This window comes from Thauera sp. DNT-1 (assembly GCF_055393985.1).
Genome location: NZ_AP043752.1, coordinates 589,759 through 605,703, shown reverse-complemented (window position 1 = coordinate 605,703; position 15,945 = coordinate 589,759). Strand labels below are relative to the sequence as shown.

Genomic DNA, 15,945 nt, shown 5'->3' with positions numbered 1-15,945 from the left:
CCGGCCGAAAGGGTGGGGCAATGACCCAAGGGATGCACATGCGATTCTTCGATTTCCTCAAGCGCAACAAGTCGGCGACCCCGGTTCCGACGAACTCGGGCGGCTGGTTTCCGATCGTCCGCGAATCCTCGCCGGGTGCGTGGCAGCGCGACGAGAAGATCGAGGTCGAAACGGCTCTCGCACACAGCGCCGTCTTCGCCTGTGCATCCCTCATCAGCAACGACATCGGCAAGCTGCCGATCCGAATCAGCGCCAAGAAGAAGGGCGTCTGGAGCGAGATCAACCACGAGCTTGCCAAGCTGTTCCGCAAGCCCAACCGCTACCAGAACCGGGCGCAGTTCTTCGCTGCCTGGGCGCTGTCGAAGCTGCTGCATGGCAACGCCTACGCCCTCAAGGAGCGTGACGCCGCCGGCAAGGTGGTGGCACTGCATATCCTCGATCCGCGTGCTGTCACGGTCCTCGTGGCTGACGACGGCAGCGTGTTCTACCAGCTCCGCCAAAGCACGCTCGCCGGGATCGCCGAAGAGGGCGCGACTGCACCGTCCCGCGAGATCATCCACGATCGAGGCATCACGCCGTATCACCCGCTGGTCGGGGTGTCGCCGCTGACCGCGGCTGGCCTCGCTGCACTACAGGGCGTCAGTATCCAGCGCAACAGCTCGCGGTTCTTCGAGAACGGCTCGCAGCCGGGTGGCGTGTTGACTGCGCCTGGTGCGATCAGCAAAGAGACTGCCGAGCGCCTGAAAGCGGACTGGGAGTCCAAGTTCAGCGGCTCGAACTTCGGCAAGACCGCAGTCCTTGGCGACGGCCTGCACTACGAGGCGATGAGCGTCAGTGCGGTCGATGCCCAACTGATCGAGCAACTGCAGTTCACCGCGCAGGATGTGTGCCGCGCCTTCAACGTCCCGGCATGGAAGATCGGCGCCGGCCCTGCTGCTCCCTACACCAGCAACGAGCAGATGAGCCTGTCCTACTACTCGGACGCGGTTCAACACCTCGTTGAAGCGATCGAGCTGTGCCTGGACGACGGCCTCGACCTGCCGGCGACGATGCGCACCGAGTTCGACGAGTCCGCCTTGCTGCGCATGGACACCGCCAGCCGCTACGCCGCGCACAGCAGCGCGATCAACGCGGGCTGGATCACGATCAACGAGGTCCGAGCACGCGAGGGCTTGGCCCCGGTGAAGGGCGGTGACGAGGTCTATCGGCAGATGCAGGACCGTCCGCTGTCCGAGACCCCTGACAGCGCGGAAGAGGTGATGGCATGACGACGCTCGACCAAGCCCGCTATCACCTGCGCATCGACGGCACCGAGCACGACCCCGAGATCGAGCAGAAGCTCATGCTCGCCCGCGCCATCGTCTCCGACTACATCGGCAACAACAGCCAATCGAACGGCGACGTTGAAGAGGCCGCCACGATGCTTGTCCTGGGCGAACTCTGGCTCAATCGTGAGTCGAGCAGCGCCGATTTGCTGAGTCCGGCTGTGCGCAGCCTGCTTGAACGCCAACGAATGCAGGCGTTCGCATGAAGCTGAACGCTGGTCGCCTGCGTCATCGCATCCGGATCGAGAAGCCGATCGTTACGCAAGACCCGGAGACGGGCGCACTCACTGAGGCGGTGCAAGTCATCGGCACTGTGTTCGCCTCGATCGAGCCACTGAGCGCGCGCGAGTTCATCGCAGCGCAGAGCACGCAGAGCCAGATCAGCGCCCGCATCGTCATCCGCTTCCGCTCGGGGCTGACGCCCGACATGCGCCTCGTCGATACCGCGACGGGCACCACCTACAACCCGCATGGCTTCCTCCCTGACCCGACGACGGGGCGGGATTGGCTGACCATCCCCTGCAGCGTGGTGGCGTGATGCTGAAGCTGAACGTCCAAGAGTTTGCGGCACTGACCGACCGCCTGCGCGACATCGAAGCCAAGATCGCCAAGAAGGCACTGCGCACCGCTGCCCGCAAGGGCATGACGATCGTCCGCGACGAGGTGAAGGCGAACGCGCCGGAAGACACCAGTACCGACGCCGACAACATCAAGACGAAGACCCACATCGCTCTGCAAACGAGCTTCCGCCGTGGCGTGCTTGCCGTTCGTGTCGGCGTGCGCGGCGGTGCGAAGAAGAACCCTGACACCCCGTACTACTGGCGGATGGTCGAGTTCGGCACGCAGCACATCGCCGCCAAGCCCTTCATGCAGCCAGCGCTCGAGAACAACGCTGAGGCGGTCATCGATCGCATCGCCGAGGAACTGCGCAGGGAGCTGGACAAGGCATGAGCACGCTCTTCCAACTAATCAAGCAAAGCCCCGCCTGCACTGCGGTGCTGGGCACCAACCCGGTGCGGTTCTTCGAGTTCGGCAGCGCGCCGCAGCTCCAGACCGCCCCGTATGCCACGTTCCAGGTCATCAACGGGACGCCCTTCAACAAGCTGTCCGGTCCTGCTGCGGCGGACCAGATCACCTACCAGATCGACGCATGGGCCAAGAGCGCCGCCGAGATCAAGACCCTGGCGGATGCCATCCGCGAGGCGATCGAGGGCAGCGGCTACATCGTTTTCTTCAACACGGGCAAGGACGAAGAGTCCGGCCTGTTCCGCTACACCGCACGTTTTCAATCTATCCATCTGAGGTAATCGAGCATGGCCAAACTCACCCAAGGCACCAAGCTGTACTGGATCAAGGACGCCACGACCGTCGTGGCTGTGGACGCCGTCAGCATCAGCGGTATCTCCGCGCAGCGCGACAGCATCGAAACGACCACGCTGTCCGACAACGCCAAGACCTTCGCCCCCGGCCTGATGTCGCCGGGCAGCGCCCAATTCACCATCCAGTTCGACCCGTCGAACACCGCCCACAAGGATCTGCACGCGGCCTACGTCGCCGGCACCCAACTCAAGTGGGCGCTGGGCTGGTCGGATGGCACCGCTGCCCCGACTGCTGCCGGTGGCGCCTTCACCCTGCCGACCACCCGGTCGTTCCTGTCGTTCGAGGGCTACGTCTCCGACGTGACCTTCGATTTCAGCCTGAACAGCGTCGTGACCTCGCAGGTCTCGGTGCAGGTCTCGGGCATGCCGGCAATCTCGGCGAAGGCTTGATCATGAACCTGGCTGAACTGAAGAACGTCGGTGCCTTCATCCCCGCTGAGCCGGTGAAGGTGCCGGTCGAGTGGAAGGACTACAAGTTCGATGTGTGGGTCAAGCGGCTGTCCTTCGGCGACGTGGAAGGGCTCTTTGCCGCCGATGATCGTTCGCGCTCGGCGCGGATGATCGCCGCTGCGGTCCTGCTGGGCGAGGATAAAGAGCCGATCAGTTACGACGACGCATATCGCCTCGATGTGTCGCTGGCGTCGAAGCTGATCGAAGCCTTCAACTCGGTCAACGGCGTCCAGCCGGGAAACTGATTGACGCCGACATCGTATGGCATGAACTCGTGCTGTGCGGTGTCGGCGGGAAAACGATTGCAGAGGCGAAGGCGAACATGAGCTACCACGAGGCACAGCAGTGGTTCGCCTACGCCAAGCGATGCGGCGGCTTGCGGCACCAGGACAGGCTTCTGGCCACGATCGCCACGCAGATCAACCGGCTGTCCGGTGGGGAAGCTGAAGTGGGCGACTTCCTGCCGGGAATGCGAGCGCAACACGACGAAATGGTGGCCGATATGGGCAGTGTGATGAACATTCTTGCGGGTGTCGGGCAATGAGTCGAAGCCTCGGCGTCCTTACGTTGGACCTGATCGCCAAGACGGGCGGCTTCGAGTCCGGCATGGACAAGGCCGCCCGCACGGCCGACAAGAAAACCCGCGAGATGGAGCGTCAAGCCCGCGAACGGGCGAGGGCGATCGAACTTGCCTTCACGCGCATGGCTGCCGGCATCACCGCTGCTTGGGGTGCGCTCAACGTCATTGGCAGCGTCAAGCAGGCGGCCGACCTTGCCGACCAACTCTCGAAGCTCTCGCAACGTACCGGCGTGGCGATCGAGAGTCTATCTGCGCTGAACTATGCGGCAGGGCTGAACGACGCGACGTTCGACGACATGGGTGAGGCCCTCAAGGGGCTGTCGAACAAGATGTTCGAAGCTGCCAGCAAGGGCGGGGAGGCTGCCGAGGCGTTCGACGCGCTGGGCATCCGTGTCACCGACAGCACCGGCAAGCTGCGCAGTGTAGACACCGTCCTGCTCGACATCGCCGACGCCTTCAGCAAGATGGAAGATGGGGCAGGGAAGTCGGCCATCGCCAACAAGCTGATGGAAGAATCCGGCATCCGCCTGATCCCCACGCTGAACAATGGGCGTGCCGGCCTGGAAGCGATGCGCAAAGAGGCGGAAGCCCTTGGCGGCATCATGGGCGAGGATCTCGCCAAGGCGTCCGTCGAGCTGAACGACAACCTCACGCGAATGCAGACGCTGGCGCAGGGACTGGCGGCCAGCGTGGGCAACGTTGTGATCCCGACCATCAACGCTCTGGCGACGGAGTTTCTGAACGCCCGCCGCGCAGGGCTCTCCTTCCTTGAGGCCCTGGTTGGCATCGGGCTGTCGAACCCGACGAAGTCACCGGCCGAGCAGATCGCGCGCCTGAACGCCGAACTCGAAACGCTGGAGAAAGGTAAGTGGCACGAGAAGTCCCTGTTCGGCAACCTCGTCCCGGAAAAGCTGATCGCGCAGAAGCGAAAAGAACTCGAATACTGGCGGCTGATGCAGCAGAGCGCGAACGCGACCCCGCTGCCTGCTGTGACAGTGACTGCCCCGCTGCTGCCGACTCCCCCCAAGACGCCCAAGAGCAAGCCCGTCGCGCAGCTTGACCCGGAAGGTGCGTACCTGAAGACGATCGCGACACTATTCGAGATTCAGGGCAAGGCGATCACCGGGGCCTTCGAGCTCACCGCTGCGCAGTCGGAACTGCTGTCGGTCATAGCCTCCCCAGAATGGGCAAAGATGTCGCCCGCCATGCAAGAGGGGATCGTCGCGCAATCTCGACTTGCCAGCGAAGCCGAGAAGGCAGCAGCTGAGCAGGAAAAGCTGAATGCGCTCCTGGCTGCGACGCCTACTGCCCAACTTGAGGCGCAACGAGCCACGATGCAGTTCCTGGCCGAAGCGTTCGAGAAGGGCAAGATCAGCGTCGAGCAGTACAACGAAGCCGTGACTGCAGCCCTGGGTAACACCGCCCCGTTGGAGAAGATGCAAGAAAGCGTTCTCAGCCTCGAGACGGTGATGAACGATGCAGCCCGCAACATGGCTGATGCCTTCACCGACTTCGCTATGGGCGTCGAGACTGACGCCGGCAAGATGGCCGAGGCGTTCATTGCCGACATCCTGCGCATGATCGTGCAGGCGCAGATGCTTCAGGCAGTGCAGGCGACGATGGGGCTTTTCGGCTTCGCCAAGGGTGGCGTGTTCGATGGTGGATTGCAGCCCTTCGCATCCGGTGGCGTCGTCAATTCGCCGACCTTCTTCAAGTTCGCATCTGGTGGTGGCTTCAAGAACGGATTGATGGGCGAGGCTGGGCCGGAAGCGATCCTGCCCCTAAAACGTGGCAGCGACGGAAAGCTGGGCGTTACGATGAACGGCAGCGGCGGCAGCAATGTCGTCGTCAATGTCCATGAGGCACCCGGCACCCAAGCGCGTGTGCAACAAGGCACGGACGCACAGGGCAACTTGACGCTGGACATCGTGGTCGAGCAGATCGAGGGCAAGATGGCTTCCAACCTCGCGCGGGGTCGCAGCCAGATCGGCACGACGATGGAAAACGTGTATGGCCTGAACCGTGCTGCGGGGGCCTTCCGATGACCACGCCTGTGTTTCCTGTCGGGCTGCCGAAGCCTTCAATGCGCCAGTACAGCCTGACGCCCGTGAACAACGTCCTGCGAACTGAAATGGAGTCCGGCCCCGCCAGAACGCGACGCCGCTACATCTCCGTTCCGACTGATGTGTCGGTCGTCTGGACCCTCACGCGTGCCGAGCTTGAAGCATTCCAGACGTTCTACCGGGAAGCGATCTATGACGGGGCAGGGTGGTTCCTGATGCCCGTCGTGATGGGCGATGGCGAAGCGCTGCGCAAATCCCGGTTCAAACAACCCTATGAGGCCGCGACGGTTGCCAACGAGCACGTTTGGCGCGTGACCGCGACCCTGGAAGTGATGGAGTAAGCGATGGCCGTTTTTGCTTGGATTCCGACGTATGGCAGCGCTCTGGCGATCAAGCCGGAAGTGCTTGTCATCCCGCCTGATCAGTTCGGCAGCGATGCTGAGCGACGGATTCAGATCGGCACGCAGCACGTGCGACGGGTGTGGTCGCTGACCTTTGAGAACAGGCCGAGTGCGACGGCTGATGCTATCGAAGCGTTCCTGGCTGCGCGTGAGGGGCTGGAAGCGTTCGACTGGGTGCCGCCGCATGGGGAAGGGGGCAGGTGGGTGTGCCGCGAATGGAGCAGCACCCCTACCAGCCCTACCACCCGCAGCGTGAGCACGTCCTTCGAGGAAGTCTTCGAAGTCTAACCCGCGTTAGGATATGGCGGCACCAGTGAGCGCTCCCACGATCGAGACGATCAGGGGGTGCGCAAGGGCACTCTTCAGCATTGAAGTCGCGCTCTTCTTTTCACTTTCCTCGCCCGGACCATCCTCAACCGCGCGGATCAGCTTTCCGAGTTCCTCGGCCAGCACCTGCTTGTTGATCACCGCGCCGGGGCCGATGGCAAGGTCGCCCGATCCAGCGTTCAGAGTGCCGACGTTGATGCTCTGGTCGATGTTCTGCATTGGCGTTCTCTCCGTGAGCATCTCGAGTCCATGATCAAGGGCTTCATGCCCTTTATCGAGAATTTGACCGCAGCCTCGCTCCGGGCCAGCCATCACTTGCCAGCGGATGAAGCCTTGCCTTTGAAGCCATTCGCATGCTTGGGCGAGCCGACCCGCGGCTCCCGCTACTCCAGCAAACTCATCTGGCAGTGGAAAGTAGAGTTGGCAGTCATTCTCATTGAACCGTGCCTCGAAGAACCGTAACAGCAACCAGCGCCGCTGGGATGTCGATATGGAATCGGCCAGTGCCGACGGATGGATCTTCCACCTTGCCGCAGCAGCGTAACGGTGCCCTGTGTGGTTCTCTGAATGCACAGTCAACCCTTCCAGAAGTCCCACTCGCTCAAAGTCCCGGAGCGAAGCAACGAACCGTTGGAACGACTCGAAGTCACTTCCCTCTGCCTGCGCCGCCGTCCTGCGGTCACGGATCATCGCGCAAACCTTGCCATCGCCATCGTCCCAGCTCATCGGTATGCTCCTGTGTTGATGATGTGCTGATAGTACAGGAGTGCGATGGAAGGTGCCGGCTAATGGGAATGCCTTCACTCACGACCCAGTTTAAGCAAGCTGAGCAGGTTGCCGAACGGCGCCTTGCGTGGACTAGACCTTCTCGATTGTGACCGCTGTTCCTGACGCCACGAGGAAGAGCATCGACGAGCCCTTGCCGGAGAATTCGCTGTAGTCCAAATCAACCCCGACGACCGCGTTCCCGCCGAGTGATGCCGCCTCCCGCTTCAGTTCATTGAGGCAGCTGCGCCGAGCATCCCGCAACGCAGATTGAGCCGTCTCGCTGCGACCGCCAAAGAAATCGGTCAGTCCCATGAAGAAGTCTTTGAAGATGTTCAGGCCGAAGACGCATTCGGCCGTCACGACATCGATTGTCCGGGTGATTCGATAGCCCTCGATCGAGGGTGTCGTGCAGACGATCATGTCCCGTATTCGCTGGTTCACTTCCTCCTGGGCGAAATACACTTCAGGATCGAACTCAACTCGCGAAACTATGATGCCCATTCGTCCGGCCGGCATTGCCAACTCTACGCGCTCACTATTGCGATGCAGCGTCAGGACTGCGCCGCCGGTGTTCTTCGCGATCGCCATATTCAGCGCTTCACTCGAGACCAGCTTGACCCCATTGAACTCCTCGAGGATGTCACCAGCGCGAAGTCCGGCTGCTTCACCACTTCCGGCGGGATCGACGCTTGTCACCTTAAGGCGAAATTCTGATGGCATGGTTAGACGCTCATTGAGTGGCGGGGCTGTCAGTATGCCAACAGGGTCTGGCTGTTGCAACGATCTATGGTTCGAGCAGCTTGGCGCTGTACGCGGGAACGTCGGGCGCAGGGAAGCCCCCCAGGACCCCTTGCACGTTAGGGGAGCCTAGACATCCCTGATCACGAGGTGCTGGGTCTCGTTGACGCCACGCTCCGGCTGCTACAAGATTCTGTCGAGGATTTTGCTACACAACGCCCTCGGTTCCGCAGTTTTCGCAAGCAGAAAAACTCTGCAAAACAATAACTTAGATGTTTTTTAGGTAGAGTTCGAGTCTCTTTCCCCGCACCAGGGTTTTCAATCTGGCATTGCACGCGCGTGCTGCAGCGTTCCCGCAAGCGCGCTCGCGGCCAGGAAGTCCCCCTGCAGTAGGTGCAACTAAAACAGCGAGAATATGTGTTATGTAAACAAATATCCGACATGGCATCTCGGTGCGAAGAATTCGCCTTCCAGCCTTAGAATCCCGCCTGTCCTCCTCGCTCCTTCCTGCCTCCCACCCCTCGCGTCCCTCGCGATCCCATGCAAGCGCCCCTCGAATCCCACGTCACCCTCTTGGTCGTCGACGACGATCTCGTCGCGCAGGCGCGCATGAATGCCTACTTTTCAAAGGAAGGCTACCGCGTGCTGCTGGCCGGCGACGGCGAGTCCTTCTGGCGACAGCTCGCCCAGGGAGAGGTCGACCTCGTGCTCCTCGACATCAACCTGCCCGGTCAGGACGGCTTGTCGTTGGCGTTCATTTAACTAAAGTTGTTACCAGTATTTTTGTAATTTTGTAACCACCGTCGTGGAGAGCTACAAGGGGCTGACGCGAATGGCTAGTCACTATTTGCCCGTTTCGCATCTGTCTCTTCCTTACTCCTAAGAGAGCTCTCTTCTGATGCACGGCTCTTGACGCGTCTCCTCCTAAGATTTGCAATTTCTTGCCGCAGTTGTCCGATTTCCTCAGCCTGGACGTTAAGCCTGACCGTTGCCTCTTGCCGGAGTTGATCAGCCATCTCGTGCCGCACTCTCACCGCAGCAAGGTCACGCTCCGATATGGAGAGTTGGGCCTCAGCTTTCTCGAGGCTGCTTCGCAGGGTCTCCATTGAGGCTGTTGCCTCTGTCAGCCTCTCACATGCCTTGACGCTCTCTCCCTTGAGTCGAGCGCAGTCCTCACGCAGCGCTATGAACTCCTCTCGCGCCGTGGCAGCGTCCTTGCGTGCGCGCTCTACCTCTTCGTTCTGTTGCCTCCGTTCCTTGCTGGCAGCTTGACGTTCGTTGTCCAGTTGCTGCAACAGCCGATGGGTCTCCAGGCGGTGATGTTCATTAGTTTGCTCGATGGCAAGTCTCGCCGCGTCCAGCGAGGAGAACTGGCGCACGAGCTCGGCATCCTTTTCGTCGATCGTGCGCTGGTGCTCAAGGACCCTATGCGACTCTTCCGCCAGCTTCCTCTGACACTCCGCAAGGTTGGCCTCCAGGTCTCCGATCCTCATTTTCAAGGCCGCGACCTCACTCTCCATGCGTAGGCGGAGCTGATCGGATTCGAGGGCACGCTCGTTCGCCTCCTGAACGGTTGCCTCCATTTCTCTGGATCGCTTGTCCAGATGGGCCTCTCGCTCCCTGAGGCCCTCCTCAGCAAGTCTCTTAGCAACCTGCACCATATCGCCAAGTGCGCGATCGATGATCGTTACGAAGGCCTCGGGGATCCCGTCCACCGCCCGCACGGGCACCTGCAGCGTGTTTGCCATGGCACTCCAGAACTCTTGAATGTGGTTCTGGACGACGGCGTTGCTGCCTTTCTGGCTAACATACCGGTCAGTGGAAAGCAGCTCCTGGACGGCTGGACGGGTTGGTCGTTCCCCTTTGGCGAGGATCTCGTAGCAGGCCTGACGGACATGCTCGTATGTAACAACGGAGCTACGGCTCATTTTTTGGCTCGGATCTTTGACCAATGTCAGGATGGTAGCTGCCTTGGCGGTGGAATCAACTAAAACAGACGGACCAGTCCGGAAACCGGTCAGTTCTGCCCGTATTATCATTAACTTTAGACATTATTCTTATAATGTGTAGTAACGTGCGGAATCCGCCGTTCTGGATGTGACCCTCGTGAATTTGATGCCCCGAAACGCGTTCGGCCCGTTGGAACTGGTCAACTTGCCAAGCGAACTCAACGGAAGTGTCGGTAATAACCGCGCCGTTGGCGGTCGGCCGCAGATTTCAGCGCAGAACGACGTCGATGCCGTCAGAGCGTGGCTCGCCCGCTTTGTCGACACCCGAACGACGTTCGACAGCTACCGCAAGGAGGCTGAGCGCCTCCTCCTCTGGACGGTCACGGAGTTGGGTAAGCCCCTTTCCAGCCTCAGTCACGAGGATCTGTTGTTGTACAGGCGGTTTCTCTCAGACCCACAGCCCGTTGCACGCTGGGTCATGGCCAAAGGCCGCAAATGGCCGCGAAATGATCCTGGCTGGAGACCGTTCTCTGGGCCGCTGTCTGCCAGCAGTCAGCGACAAGCGATTGTCATCCTGAACACGATGTTCGCCTGGCTTGTGAATGCTGGGTACCTTGCTGGCAATCCGCTATCCCTCTCTCGACAGCGCCAGCGGCGGTCGAAGCCCCGAATCACCCGATTCCTCGATGAGCCTACCTGGGTGGAAGTCAAGGCATCGATCGAATCGATGCCAAACGAGACGGATCGCGAGCGCGAGCATTACTTCCGCGTGCGCTGGCTCTTCAGTTTGCTGTACCTGTGCGGCCTTCGGATCACGGAGGTCACTACCAATACCATGGGGTGCTTCTTTTCCCGGCGTGACCGAAACGGGGACGACCTTTGGTGGCTTGAAGTAACGGGCAAAGGTGAGAAGACGAGGATCGTCCCTGCCACGAACGAACTGATGATGGAGTTGGTGCGCTACCGCCGGGAGTACGCGTTGGCGCCCTATCCAGTTCCAGGCGAGCCGACCCCCCTCCTCCTCCCAATCGGCGGACAGCGTCGGACTCTGACGCGCGGGGCCGTGCATCTAGTCGTGAAAGAAGTCTTTGAGCGTGCAGCGAAGCGAGTTGAGGAGCGTGGCGATGAGTTTGTGTCGCGGGCAAATGCACTGCGTGCGGCTTCGGCGCACTGGCTACGTCACACGGCCGGTTCGAACATGGCAGGCGCCGAGGTCGACTTGCGGTTCGTCCGCGATAACTTAGGCCACGAGTCAATCACAACCACGAGCCTATACCTCCATGGCGACGATGATGAACGCCACAAGGCTACAGAGCGCGGTCACCGCATCGCCTGGTCCTGATGCTGGCGTGCGGGCCCTCGATTGACCTCTAACTCAGGCCCGATGCAACACGGCCGCCGTTGCGATCCTCGTACTCAAGAAGCTTAGAGGGCGGGAGCTCCAGCGCGTTTGCCAAGCGAATGATGTTCAGAAGCGCGATGTTCCGCTGCCCACGCTCAACGCCGCCTAAGTAACTCCGCGCGAGACCACTCTCAAGCGCGAGGTATTCCTGGGACCATCCGCGGCTTCGGCGAAGCTCGGCAAGGTGCTTACCGAAGAGGACCCTGGGGTCGGAGGAAGAAGTCACAGCAGTCGGAAATGGATTTTCGACTGATGCTAGGAGTGTGGCCTCTATGAGGCGACGCTCTATGAGTGACAATGGGCGCGCCGACACGTACCATTCCCACTCGATTCTGACGACTTAGACGACGAGACTTCGTGCAGACAAGGGATAAAGCAAGCGTCATTCGGACGTTGCGTGGGCATCTGCATCGGCGGGAGCATGCCGCCTTTGTCACTTTATTTCTCGACGGTGAGGTTCGGGTTTTCCGGAGGAACGACGACTACTTGAAGGCCCTCGCCGGCGAGGCCTTATGTCTCCTCCTGGAAGCACCGCAAGCAGCAGAGGACCTACTGACTGAGTATGAGCAGCTCCTTCTCGCTGGTGAGATATCAGCTCCTTACTCAACCGTCCTCGGCCTCGCCGAGCGCTTGGATTCAAGCGCGTTGCACGCTATCGCGAGGACACTTCGCGACGAGCATCGACGTTGGTCCGAACGACGCCAAAATACCAATCGAAAGCAGTTGGAAGCAGCCAAGGCTCTTTCCGAGCCCGTCATTGAGGTGCGGCGCGTTGTCAGCAGCACACTTATGCGCTTCGGCGATCCAAACGCGTCCGACGCAATGGGAATCCGGCGTTCGGTTTTCAGGAGTAGCCAGGAGAGAGCGTTTCTCAAGGCCTTGTCGCTGAGATTTCCTGCGCTACTTGCGCTGCCGAATTATCCACTTGACCGTAAGCGCTCCACGAACCCCATCCTTCCCGGGCTCTTTACGCCGTGATCAACTGCTCAGCCTTGAGATTCCAGGGCAGGAGGGCCTCGAAATGTTCGACGTTGGTCGCGGTGGGCAAGGCGCGCAGCACGTGGCGCAGCCACAGATACGGCTCGAAGCCGTTGGCCTTGGCGGTTTCGACCAGCGAGTAGAGGAGTGCGCTGGCACGCGCACCGGCCTGAGTGTCCGAGAAGAGCCATGCCTTTCTCCCGACCACGAAGGGACGGATGGCGTTTTCGGCGGGGTTGTTGTCGATCGGCAGATCGCCGCGCTCGAGGTAGCGCGTCAGACGCGGCCACTGCCGATGCAGGTAGCCCAGGGCACCCCCGAGCACCGAGGTGGGCGGCACGGTGGGGAGCACTTGGTCGAGCCAACGGCGCAGTTCGTCGATGACGGCGCGGCTTCTGCTCTGGCGTAGCGCCAGGCGCTGGGCGTCGTTCAGTTCGCGCGCGTCCTTCTCGATGGCGTAGAGCTTGCCGATCAGGGCCAGCGCTTCGTGGGCGCGGCCGCGCTTGCCGGCAGGCAGCACCTTGCTGGCATCGACGAAACGACGTCGCGCGTGCACCCAGCAACCGAGCCGGGTCACCCCTTCGGTGAAGGCAATTGCGCCGTAGCTCTCGAGCCCGTCGGCCATCAGATGCCCCTTCCAGCCTTCGAGCAGGCGTAAGGGCACCGCCTGCGCGCGGCTCGGATCGTACTCGAAGAGGACCACCGGCTTGCCCGGCGGTCCGCCGCGCTGCACCCACATCTGGCTCTTGCTCGTGGCTGCCCGGCCAGGCTCCTTGAGCACCTGCACCGGGGTTTCGTCCATGTGGATGACGTCGTGCCCGAGCAGCACGTCGCGCATCAGGTTGGCGAGCGGCTGCAGCGCCTGGGCGGTACCGATCACCCAGCGCGCCAGGGTCTGGCGCGGCACAAGCACGCCTGCGCGAGCGAGCACGTACTCGAAACGCGCCAGCGGCAGCCCATCGACGTACTTGATGACGATCAGCAAGGCCAGCAGGTCGTTGCTGGCGTTGCTCTTGGGCAGCACCTGCGCCGGGGCGCGGGCGGTGACCGGCGCCTGGTCGCCCTCGGGGCAGCCGTAGCGCTTGCGGATATGGCGCAGCACACGCACCTGCATCGGGACGATGTCGAGCTGTTCGCTGACGTCCTGGCCGATCTCGACCATGGGCGTGCCGCAGGCGCAGGTGCGCTCGGCCTCGGGGACGTCATGGACGACGTCGATGCGCGGCAGCTCGATGGGCAAGGGCTTGCGCTTACCACGCGCCTTCTTCTTGCCGGTGTCGGCGGACGCCTCACCCGTCGTCTCGGTGGCCGGCGGCGGCAAGGTTGCGGTGTCGAGCGCCTCGGGTGCGGACTCGGCCAGCGCCTCGGCCTCGTCGAAGAGCCAGGCCTGGCCCGCGTGCGATTCGCTGCTGGGCCCGAACATGCGCCGACGCGCCAGGCGAAGCTGCTCGTAGAGCTCGAGGATGCGTGCCTCGAAGGCCTTTTGCAGTTCAGCCTCCCGCGCATCGAAGGCTCTTTGGCGTTCAGCCTCCCGCGCATCGAAGACTTTCTGGAGTGCGGCCTCACGGGCCTCGAAGGCTGCCTGCCGTTCGGCTTCACGCGTCTCGAAGGCACGCTGCTGTGCCAGCAACAAGGCTTTGAGCGTTGCTGGATCGTCGGGCAACAGCTCGGCCAGGACGGATGCGCACACGCCAACGGAAGGGTTCGAGCGAGGGGCGGCGGTACGTTGCGGCATGCCGGAATTATACCCGATCACGCTACGTAACTGATTGGTATTGCAGCGTTTTATGCGGCCTTGCCGCCCACAGATCGAAGCCCTCAAGCAGCCATTCGAGCTCCTTCATCGTCAGTACGCAGGTGGGCTCGCCCGCCTCGGCCGCCGGCCAGGCGAAGCGCTCGGCTTCGAGCCGCTTGTACCAGAGGCAAAAGCCGTTGCGGTGCCAGTACAGCGCCTTGAGCTTGTCGCGGCGACGGTTGATGAACAGGTACAGTGCGTCGCCGAACGGGTTCAGCCCCAGCTCCTGCTCGACCAGTGCCGACAGTCCGCCGATGGATTTGCGAAAGTCGATCGCCGGCCGGTACAGATACACCGCACCGATCGAATGCCCCGGGTGCATCAGCGCCCCCGCTCGGCAAGGGCCACCGACAGCGCGGCCAGCCAGTCGACGCCGGGCAGCATCGCGCATTCGAGCCGCAACTGCGCGTCGATCACCACCGTGCAGCCCGCGCGGGGCGTCATCGAGGGTTCGATCTGGATCGGGACGAATCCGCCAAGCTTGGCGCGGCTACGACGGCCACCGGCCACCAGGCGCTTGCGCCACTGGTAGAGCGCCTGCGGCGACAGCCCCTCGCGCTCGGCGTACGCCTTCGTGGTGATGCCCTCGGCTTCGATTGCCGACAGGTGCGACAACCAGAACGTACTGCGCTCCGACATGCTCGTGCTCCCCGAAAAACGGAAGCCGAAGCATGAGGGCTCAACGGGGGCTACGTAAGGATGGGGTTCGTGGAGCGCTTACACTTGACCAGATGATCGAGTTCAGTCGCCTGCGTGAGCTCGTCGGTAAGTCGACGTGGGCCTACGCAAAGAACTCCCGGGTCGATGCGGTGTTGATCGTGCCGGATGAAGGGGATCCCGTTGCCGCGTTCGAGCTCGATAGCTCATATCATGATCGGCCCGAAATCAAGACCCGCGATGAGATGAAGAACGCGATTTTCGGTCTCGTTGGACTTCCCTTTTATCGTCTGCGCGCCGAATCTCCGGAGACGATGACGACAGACGACTGGTATGCATTCCTGACGGAAGAAGTCGCTCCAAACATTGACGTCGGTAAGCGGTTACGAACGCGATCCACTGGAACGAAGTTCATTCCCGCCTGATGCGTCGCTGCTGGCCTCCACAAGCACTGCTGGACCATGGGCTGAGCCCTCGCCCACGTTCCACTCCTCGAGGAAACGCTCGATAAAGGACGCCATGAACCGGTGTCGCTCCTGCGCAAGCAGGCGTCCCGTCGCGGTGTTCATGCGGTCCTTCAGCAAGAAGAGCTTCTCGTAGAAGTGATTGACGCTGGTCCCCTTCGCGGCCTTGTAGGCATCAGCGGTCGCGTGCAGGACGGGCGGCACCTCGGGGTCGTACATCAGGCGTCCCGCATGACCGCCGTACGCGAAACAGCGGGCGATACCGATCGCTCCGATCGCATCGAGCCGGTCGGCATCCTGGACGCACAGCCCCTCGAGCGTCCGCATGGGCTGCCGGACCCCTGCGCCTTTGAACGAGATCGTCGCCACGATCTCGACGACCGGCTCAACGAGGTCGTCGCCAGCACCTTCCTCGCGCAACAGCCGCTCGGCCTCGCGTGGCCCGATGGCGTCGTCACCCCTGTGGAACTTCCAGTCGGCAATGTCATGGACGAGCGCCGCCAACTCGACCACGTCGAGCCTCGCCCCCTCGGCCACGGCGATCTTCCGAGCCAGGCGCCAGACGCGGTGGATGTGATGCCAGTCATGGCCCGAGGCCTCCTCGGCGAACCGGGACCGGATGCGGGCGGCGACACGCTGCACCAGGTTGTCGGCGTCCGGCGGAATCCC

23 protein-coding genes are annotated in these 15,945 nt (G+C 62.0%); 15 read left to right on the top strand and 8 right to left on the bottom strand.

What is annotated here, in order from left to right; all coding sequences use genetic code 11:
- Positions 1-32 precede the first annotated feature (32 nt).
- From ACZ5PP_RS02890 to ACZ5PP_RS02840, 11 genes are all read left to right on the top strand, one after another.
- Positions 33-1,268 carry a phage portal protein gene (locus tag ACZ5PP_RS02890; protein ID WP_464826730.1) on the top strand — a complete coding sequence of 412 codons (1,236 nt, stop codon included), beginning with the start codon at positions 33-35 and terminating at the stop codon, positions 1,266-1,268.
- Positions 1,265-1,531 (top strand): head-tail connector protein, encoded by a 267-nt coding sequence (locus ACZ5PP_RS02885; protein WP_464826729.1) that lies wholly within the window; start codon positions 1,265-1,267, stop codon positions 1,529-1,531. Before ACZ5PP_RS02890 ends, ACZ5PP_RS02885 begins: the two co-directional genes overlap by 4 nt.
- Complete coding sequence (locus ACZ5PP_RS02880; RefSeq protein WP_464826728.1) at positions 1,528-1,863, top strand: phage head closure protein; 336 nt, start codon at positions 1,528-1,530, stop codon at positions 1,861-1,863. The genes ACZ5PP_RS02885 and ACZ5PP_RS02880 overlap by 4 nt, the downstream gene beginning before the upstream one ends.
- Positions 1,863-2,276 (top strand): HK97-gp10 family putative phage morphogenesis protein, encoded by a 414-nt coding sequence (locus tag ACZ5PP_RS02875; protein WP_464827076.1) that lies wholly within the window; start codon positions 1,863-1,865, stop codon positions 2,274-2,276. Before ACZ5PP_RS02880 ends, ACZ5PP_RS02875 begins: the two co-directional genes overlap by 1 nt.
- Entirely contained in the window at positions 2,273-2,632 is a 360-nt protein-coding gene (locus ACZ5PP_RS02870) for a DUF3168 domain-containing protein (protein WP_464826727.1), read from the top strand. Before ACZ5PP_RS02875 ends, ACZ5PP_RS02870 begins: the two co-directional genes overlap by 4 nt.
- 6 nt (positions 2,633-2,638) lie before the next feature.
- Entirely contained in the window at positions 2,639-3,094 is a 456-nt protein-coding gene (locus tag ACZ5PP_RS02865; RefSeq protein WP_464826726.1) for a phage tail tube protein, read from the top strand.
- A gap of 2 nt (positions 3,095-3,096) precedes the next feature.
- A complete protein-coding gene (locus ACZ5PP_RS02860) occupies positions 3,097-3,399 on the top strand; it encodes a phage tail assembly chaperone family protein, TAC (protein WP_464826725.1) in 303 nt (100 codons plus the stop codon).
- A 77-nt stretch (positions 3,400-3,476) separates the two neighbouring features.
- On the top strand, positions 3,477-3,698 hold the full coding sequence (locus tag ACZ5PP_RS02855; RefSeq protein WP_464826724.1) for a hypothetical protein: 222 nt from the start codon (positions 3,477-3,479) through the stop codon (positions 3,696-3,698).
- A gap of 23 nt (positions 3,699-3,721) precedes the next feature.
- The gene (locus tag ACZ5PP_RS02850; RefSeq protein ID WP_464826723.1) at positions 3,722-5,779 is read left to right on the top strand and encodes a phage tail tape measure C-terminal domain-containing protein; all 2,058 of its coding nucleotides are present in this window, start codon (positions 3,722-3,724) and stop codon (positions 5,777-5,779) included.
- Positions 5,776-6,138 carry a hypothetical protein gene (locus tag ACZ5PP_RS02845; RefSeq protein WP_464826722.1) on the top strand — a complete coding sequence of 121 codons (363 nt, stop codon included), beginning with the start codon at positions 5,776-5,778 and terminating at the stop codon, positions 6,136-6,138. Before ACZ5PP_RS02850 ends, ACZ5PP_RS02845 begins: the two co-directional genes overlap by 4 nt.
- 3 nt (positions 6,139-6,141) lie before the next feature.
- The gene (locus ACZ5PP_RS02840; RefSeq protein WP_464826721.1) at positions 6,142-6,486 is read left to right on the top strand and encodes a phage tail protein; all 345 of its coding nucleotides are present in this window, start codon (positions 6,142-6,144) and stop codon (positions 6,484-6,486) included.
- A gap of 6 nt (positions 6,487-6,492) precedes the next feature.
- Here the strand turns inward: ACZ5PP_RS02840 and ACZ5PP_RS02835 are convergent, their stop codons facing one another.
- Positions 6,493-7,251, bottom strand: a complete 759-nt coding sequence (locus ACZ5PP_RS02835) for a hypothetical protein (RefSeq protein WP_464826720.1) — start codon at positions 7,249-7,251, stop codon at positions 6,493-6,495.
- A 132-nt stretch (positions 7,252-7,383) separates the two neighbouring features.
- Positions 7,384-8,013 (bottom strand): YbjQ family protein, encoded by a 630-nt coding sequence (locus ACZ5PP_RS02830; RefSeq protein WP_464826719.1) that lies wholly within the window; start codon positions 8,011-8,013, stop codon positions 7,384-7,386.
- Between the two features lie 558 nt (positions 8,014-8,571).
- On the opposite strand from ACZ5PP_RS02830, the gene ACZ5PP_RS02825 reads away from it, so the two are divergent.
- Positions 8,572-8,793 (top strand): response regulator, encoded by a 222-nt coding sequence (locus ACZ5PP_RS02825; protein WP_464826718.1) that lies wholly within the window; start codon positions 8,572-8,574, stop codon positions 8,791-8,793.
- Positions 8,794-8,867: 74 nt separating this feature from the next.
- Here ACZ5PP_RS02825 and ACZ5PP_RS02820 read toward each other — a convergent pair whose 3' ends face one another.
- Positions 8,868-9,959: a DNA-binding protein gene (locus ACZ5PP_RS02820; RefSeq protein ID WP_157748507.1), complete on the bottom strand. Its 1,092-nt coding sequence runs from the start codon at positions 9,957-9,959 to the stop codon at positions 8,868-8,870.
- 187 nt (positions 9,960-10,146) lie between these two features.
- Here ACZ5PP_RS02820 and ACZ5PP_RS02815 point away from each other — a divergent pair, with 187 nt between their 5' ends.
- Complete coding sequence (locus ACZ5PP_RS02815; protein WP_194270425.1) at positions 10,147-11,322, top strand: tyrosine-type recombinase/integrase; 1,176 nt, start codon at positions 10,147-10,149, stop codon at positions 11,320-11,322.
- Between the two features lie 28 nt (positions 11,323-11,350).
- Here the strand turns inward: ACZ5PP_RS02815 and ACZ5PP_RS02810 are convergent, their stop codons facing one another.
- Positions 11,351-11,608 (bottom strand): helix-turn-helix domain-containing protein, encoded by a 258-nt coding sequence (locus ACZ5PP_RS02810; RefSeq protein ID WP_096447404.1) that lies wholly within the window; start codon positions 11,606-11,608, stop codon positions 11,351-11,353.
- A 260-nt stretch (positions 11,609-11,868) separates the two neighbouring features.
- On the opposite strand from ACZ5PP_RS02810, the gene ACZ5PP_RS02805 reads away from it, so the two are divergent.
- Positions 11,869-12,360: a hypothetical protein gene (locus ACZ5PP_RS02805; protein WP_464826717.1), complete on the top strand. Its 492-nt coding sequence runs from the start codon at positions 11,869-11,871 to the stop codon at positions 12,358-12,360.
- Here the strand turns inward: ACZ5PP_RS02805 and tnpC are convergent.
- The 3 genes from tnpC to tnpA are packed head-to-tail and all read right to left on the bottom strand — an operon-like array spanning position 12,350 to position 14,794.
- Positions 12,350-14,095 carry an IS66 family transposase gene (gene tnpC / locus ACZ5PP_RS02800; protein ID WP_012584783.1) on the bottom strand — a complete coding sequence of 582 codons (1,746 nt, stop codon included), beginning with the start codon at positions 14,093-14,095 and terminating at the stop codon, positions 12,350-12,352. The two genes, ACZ5PP_RS02805 and tnpC, sit on opposite strands and share 11 nt — an antisense overlap.
- A gap of 22 nt (positions 14,096-14,117) precedes the next feature.
- Positions 14,118-14,477 carry an IS66 family insertion sequence element accessory protein TnpB gene (tnpB, locus tag ACZ5PP_RS02795; RefSeq protein WP_012584784.1) on the bottom strand — a complete coding sequence of 120 codons (360 nt, stop codon included), beginning with the start codon at positions 14,475-14,477 and terminating at the stop codon, positions 14,118-14,120.
- On the bottom strand, positions 14,477-14,794 hold the full coding sequence (gene tnpA, locus ACZ5PP_RS02790; protein ID WP_012584785.1) for an IS66 family insertion sequence element accessory protein TnpA: 318 nt from the start codon (positions 14,792-14,794) through the stop codon (positions 14,477-14,479). The genes tnpB and tnpA overlap by 1 nt, the downstream gene beginning before the upstream one ends.
- A 92-nt stretch (positions 14,795-14,886) precedes the next feature.
- Between tnpA and ACZ5PP_RS02785 the strand changes: the two genes are divergently transcribed.
- Positions 14,887-15,237 carry a DUF2726 domain-containing protein gene (locus tag ACZ5PP_RS02785; RefSeq protein ID WP_464826716.1) on the top strand — a complete coding sequence of 117 codons (351 nt, stop codon included), beginning with the start codon at positions 14,887-14,889 and terminating at the stop codon, positions 15,235-15,237.
- On the opposite strand, the gene ACZ5PP_RS02780 is transcribed toward ACZ5PP_RS02785, so the two are convergent.
- The gene (locus tag ACZ5PP_RS02780) at positions 15,196-15,918 is read right to left on the bottom strand and encodes an HD domain-containing protein (protein ID WP_464826715.1); all 723 of its coding nucleotides are present in this window, start codon (positions 15,916-15,918) and stop codon (positions 15,196-15,198) included. The genes ACZ5PP_RS02785 and ACZ5PP_RS02780 overlap by 42 nt on opposite strands.
- Between the last annotated feature and the right edge of the window lie 27 nt (positions 15,919-15,945).

Excerpts from the sequence above, each read along its gene's own strand:
- ACZ5PP_RS02890 (WP_464826730.1), top strand. The coding sequence starts at position 33 with ATGCACATGCGATTCTTCGATTTCCTCAAGCGCAACAAGTCGGCGACC.
- ACZ5PP_RS02885 (WP_464826729.1), top strand. The coding sequence starts at position 1,265 with ATGACGACGCTCGACCAAGCCCGCTATCACCTGCGCATCGACGGCACC.
- ACZ5PP_RS02880 (WP_464826728.1), top strand. The coding sequence starts at position 1,528 with ATGAAGCTGAACGCTGGTCGCCTGCGTCATCGCATCCGGATCGAGAAG.
- ACZ5PP_RS02875 (WP_464827076.1), top strand. The coding sequence starts at position 1,863 with ATGCTGAAGCTGAACGTCCAAGAGTTTGCGGCACTGACCGACCGCCTG.
- ACZ5PP_RS02870 (WP_464826727.1), top strand. The coding sequence starts at position 2,273 with ATGAGCACGCTCTTCCAACTAATCAAGCAAAGCCCCGCCTGCACTGCG.
- ACZ5PP_RS02865 (WP_464826726.1), top strand. The coding sequence starts at position 2,639 with ATGGCCAAACTCACCCAAGGCACCAAGCTGTACTGGATCAAGGACGCC.
- ACZ5PP_RS02860 (WP_464826725.1), top strand. The coding sequence starts at position 3,097 with ATGAACCTGGCTGAACTGAAGAACGTCGGTGCCTTCATCCCCGCTGAG.
- ACZ5PP_RS02855 (WP_464826724.1), top strand. The coding sequence starts at position 3,477 with ATGAGCTACCACGAGGCACAGCAGTGGTTCGCCTACGCCAAGCGATGC.
- ACZ5PP_RS02845 (WP_464826722.1), top strand. The coding sequence starts at position 5,776 with ATGACCACGCCTGTGTTTCCTGTCGGGCTGCCGAAGCCTTCAATGCGC.
- ACZ5PP_RS02840 (WP_464826721.1), top strand. The coding sequence starts at position 6,142 with ATGGCCGTTTTTGCTTGGATTCCGACGTATGGCAGCGCTCTGGCGATC.
- ACZ5PP_RS02835 (WP_464826720.1), bottom strand. The coding sequence starts at position 7,251 with ATGAGCTGGGACGATGGCGATGGCAAGGTTTGCGCGATGATCCGTGAC.
- ACZ5PP_RS02830 (WP_464826719.1), bottom strand. The coding sequence starts at position 8,013 with ATGCCATCAGAATTTCGCCTTAAGGTGACAAGCGTCGATCCCGCCGGA.
- ACZ5PP_RS02825 (WP_464826718.1), top strand. The coding sequence starts at position 8,572 with ATGCAAGCGCCCCTCGAATCCCACGTCACCCTCTTGGTCGTCGACGAC.
- ACZ5PP_RS02820 (WP_157748507.1), bottom strand. The coding sequence starts at position 9,959 with ATGAGCCGTAGCTCCGTTGTTACATACGAGCATGTCCGTCAGGCCTGC.
- ACZ5PP_RS02815 (WP_194270425.1), top strand. The coding sequence starts at position 10,147 with ATGCCCCGAAACGCGTTCGGCCCGTTGGAACTGGTCAACTTGCCAAGC.
- tnpC (WP_012584783.1), bottom strand. The coding sequence starts at position 14,095 with ATGCCGCAACGTACCGCCGCCCCTCGCTCGAACCCTTCCGTTGGCGTG.
- tnpB (WP_012584784.1), bottom strand. The coding sequence starts at position 14,477 with ATGCACCCGGGGCATTCGATCGGTGCGGTGTATCTGTACCGGCCGGCG.
- tnpA (WP_012584785.1), bottom strand. The coding sequence starts at position 14,794 with ATGTCGGAGCGCAGTACGTTCTGGTTGTCGCACCTGTCGGCAATCGAA.
- ACZ5PP_RS02785 (WP_464826716.1), top strand. The coding sequence starts at position 14,887 with ATGATCGAGTTCAGTCGCCTGCGTGAGCTCGTCGGTAAGTCGACGTGG.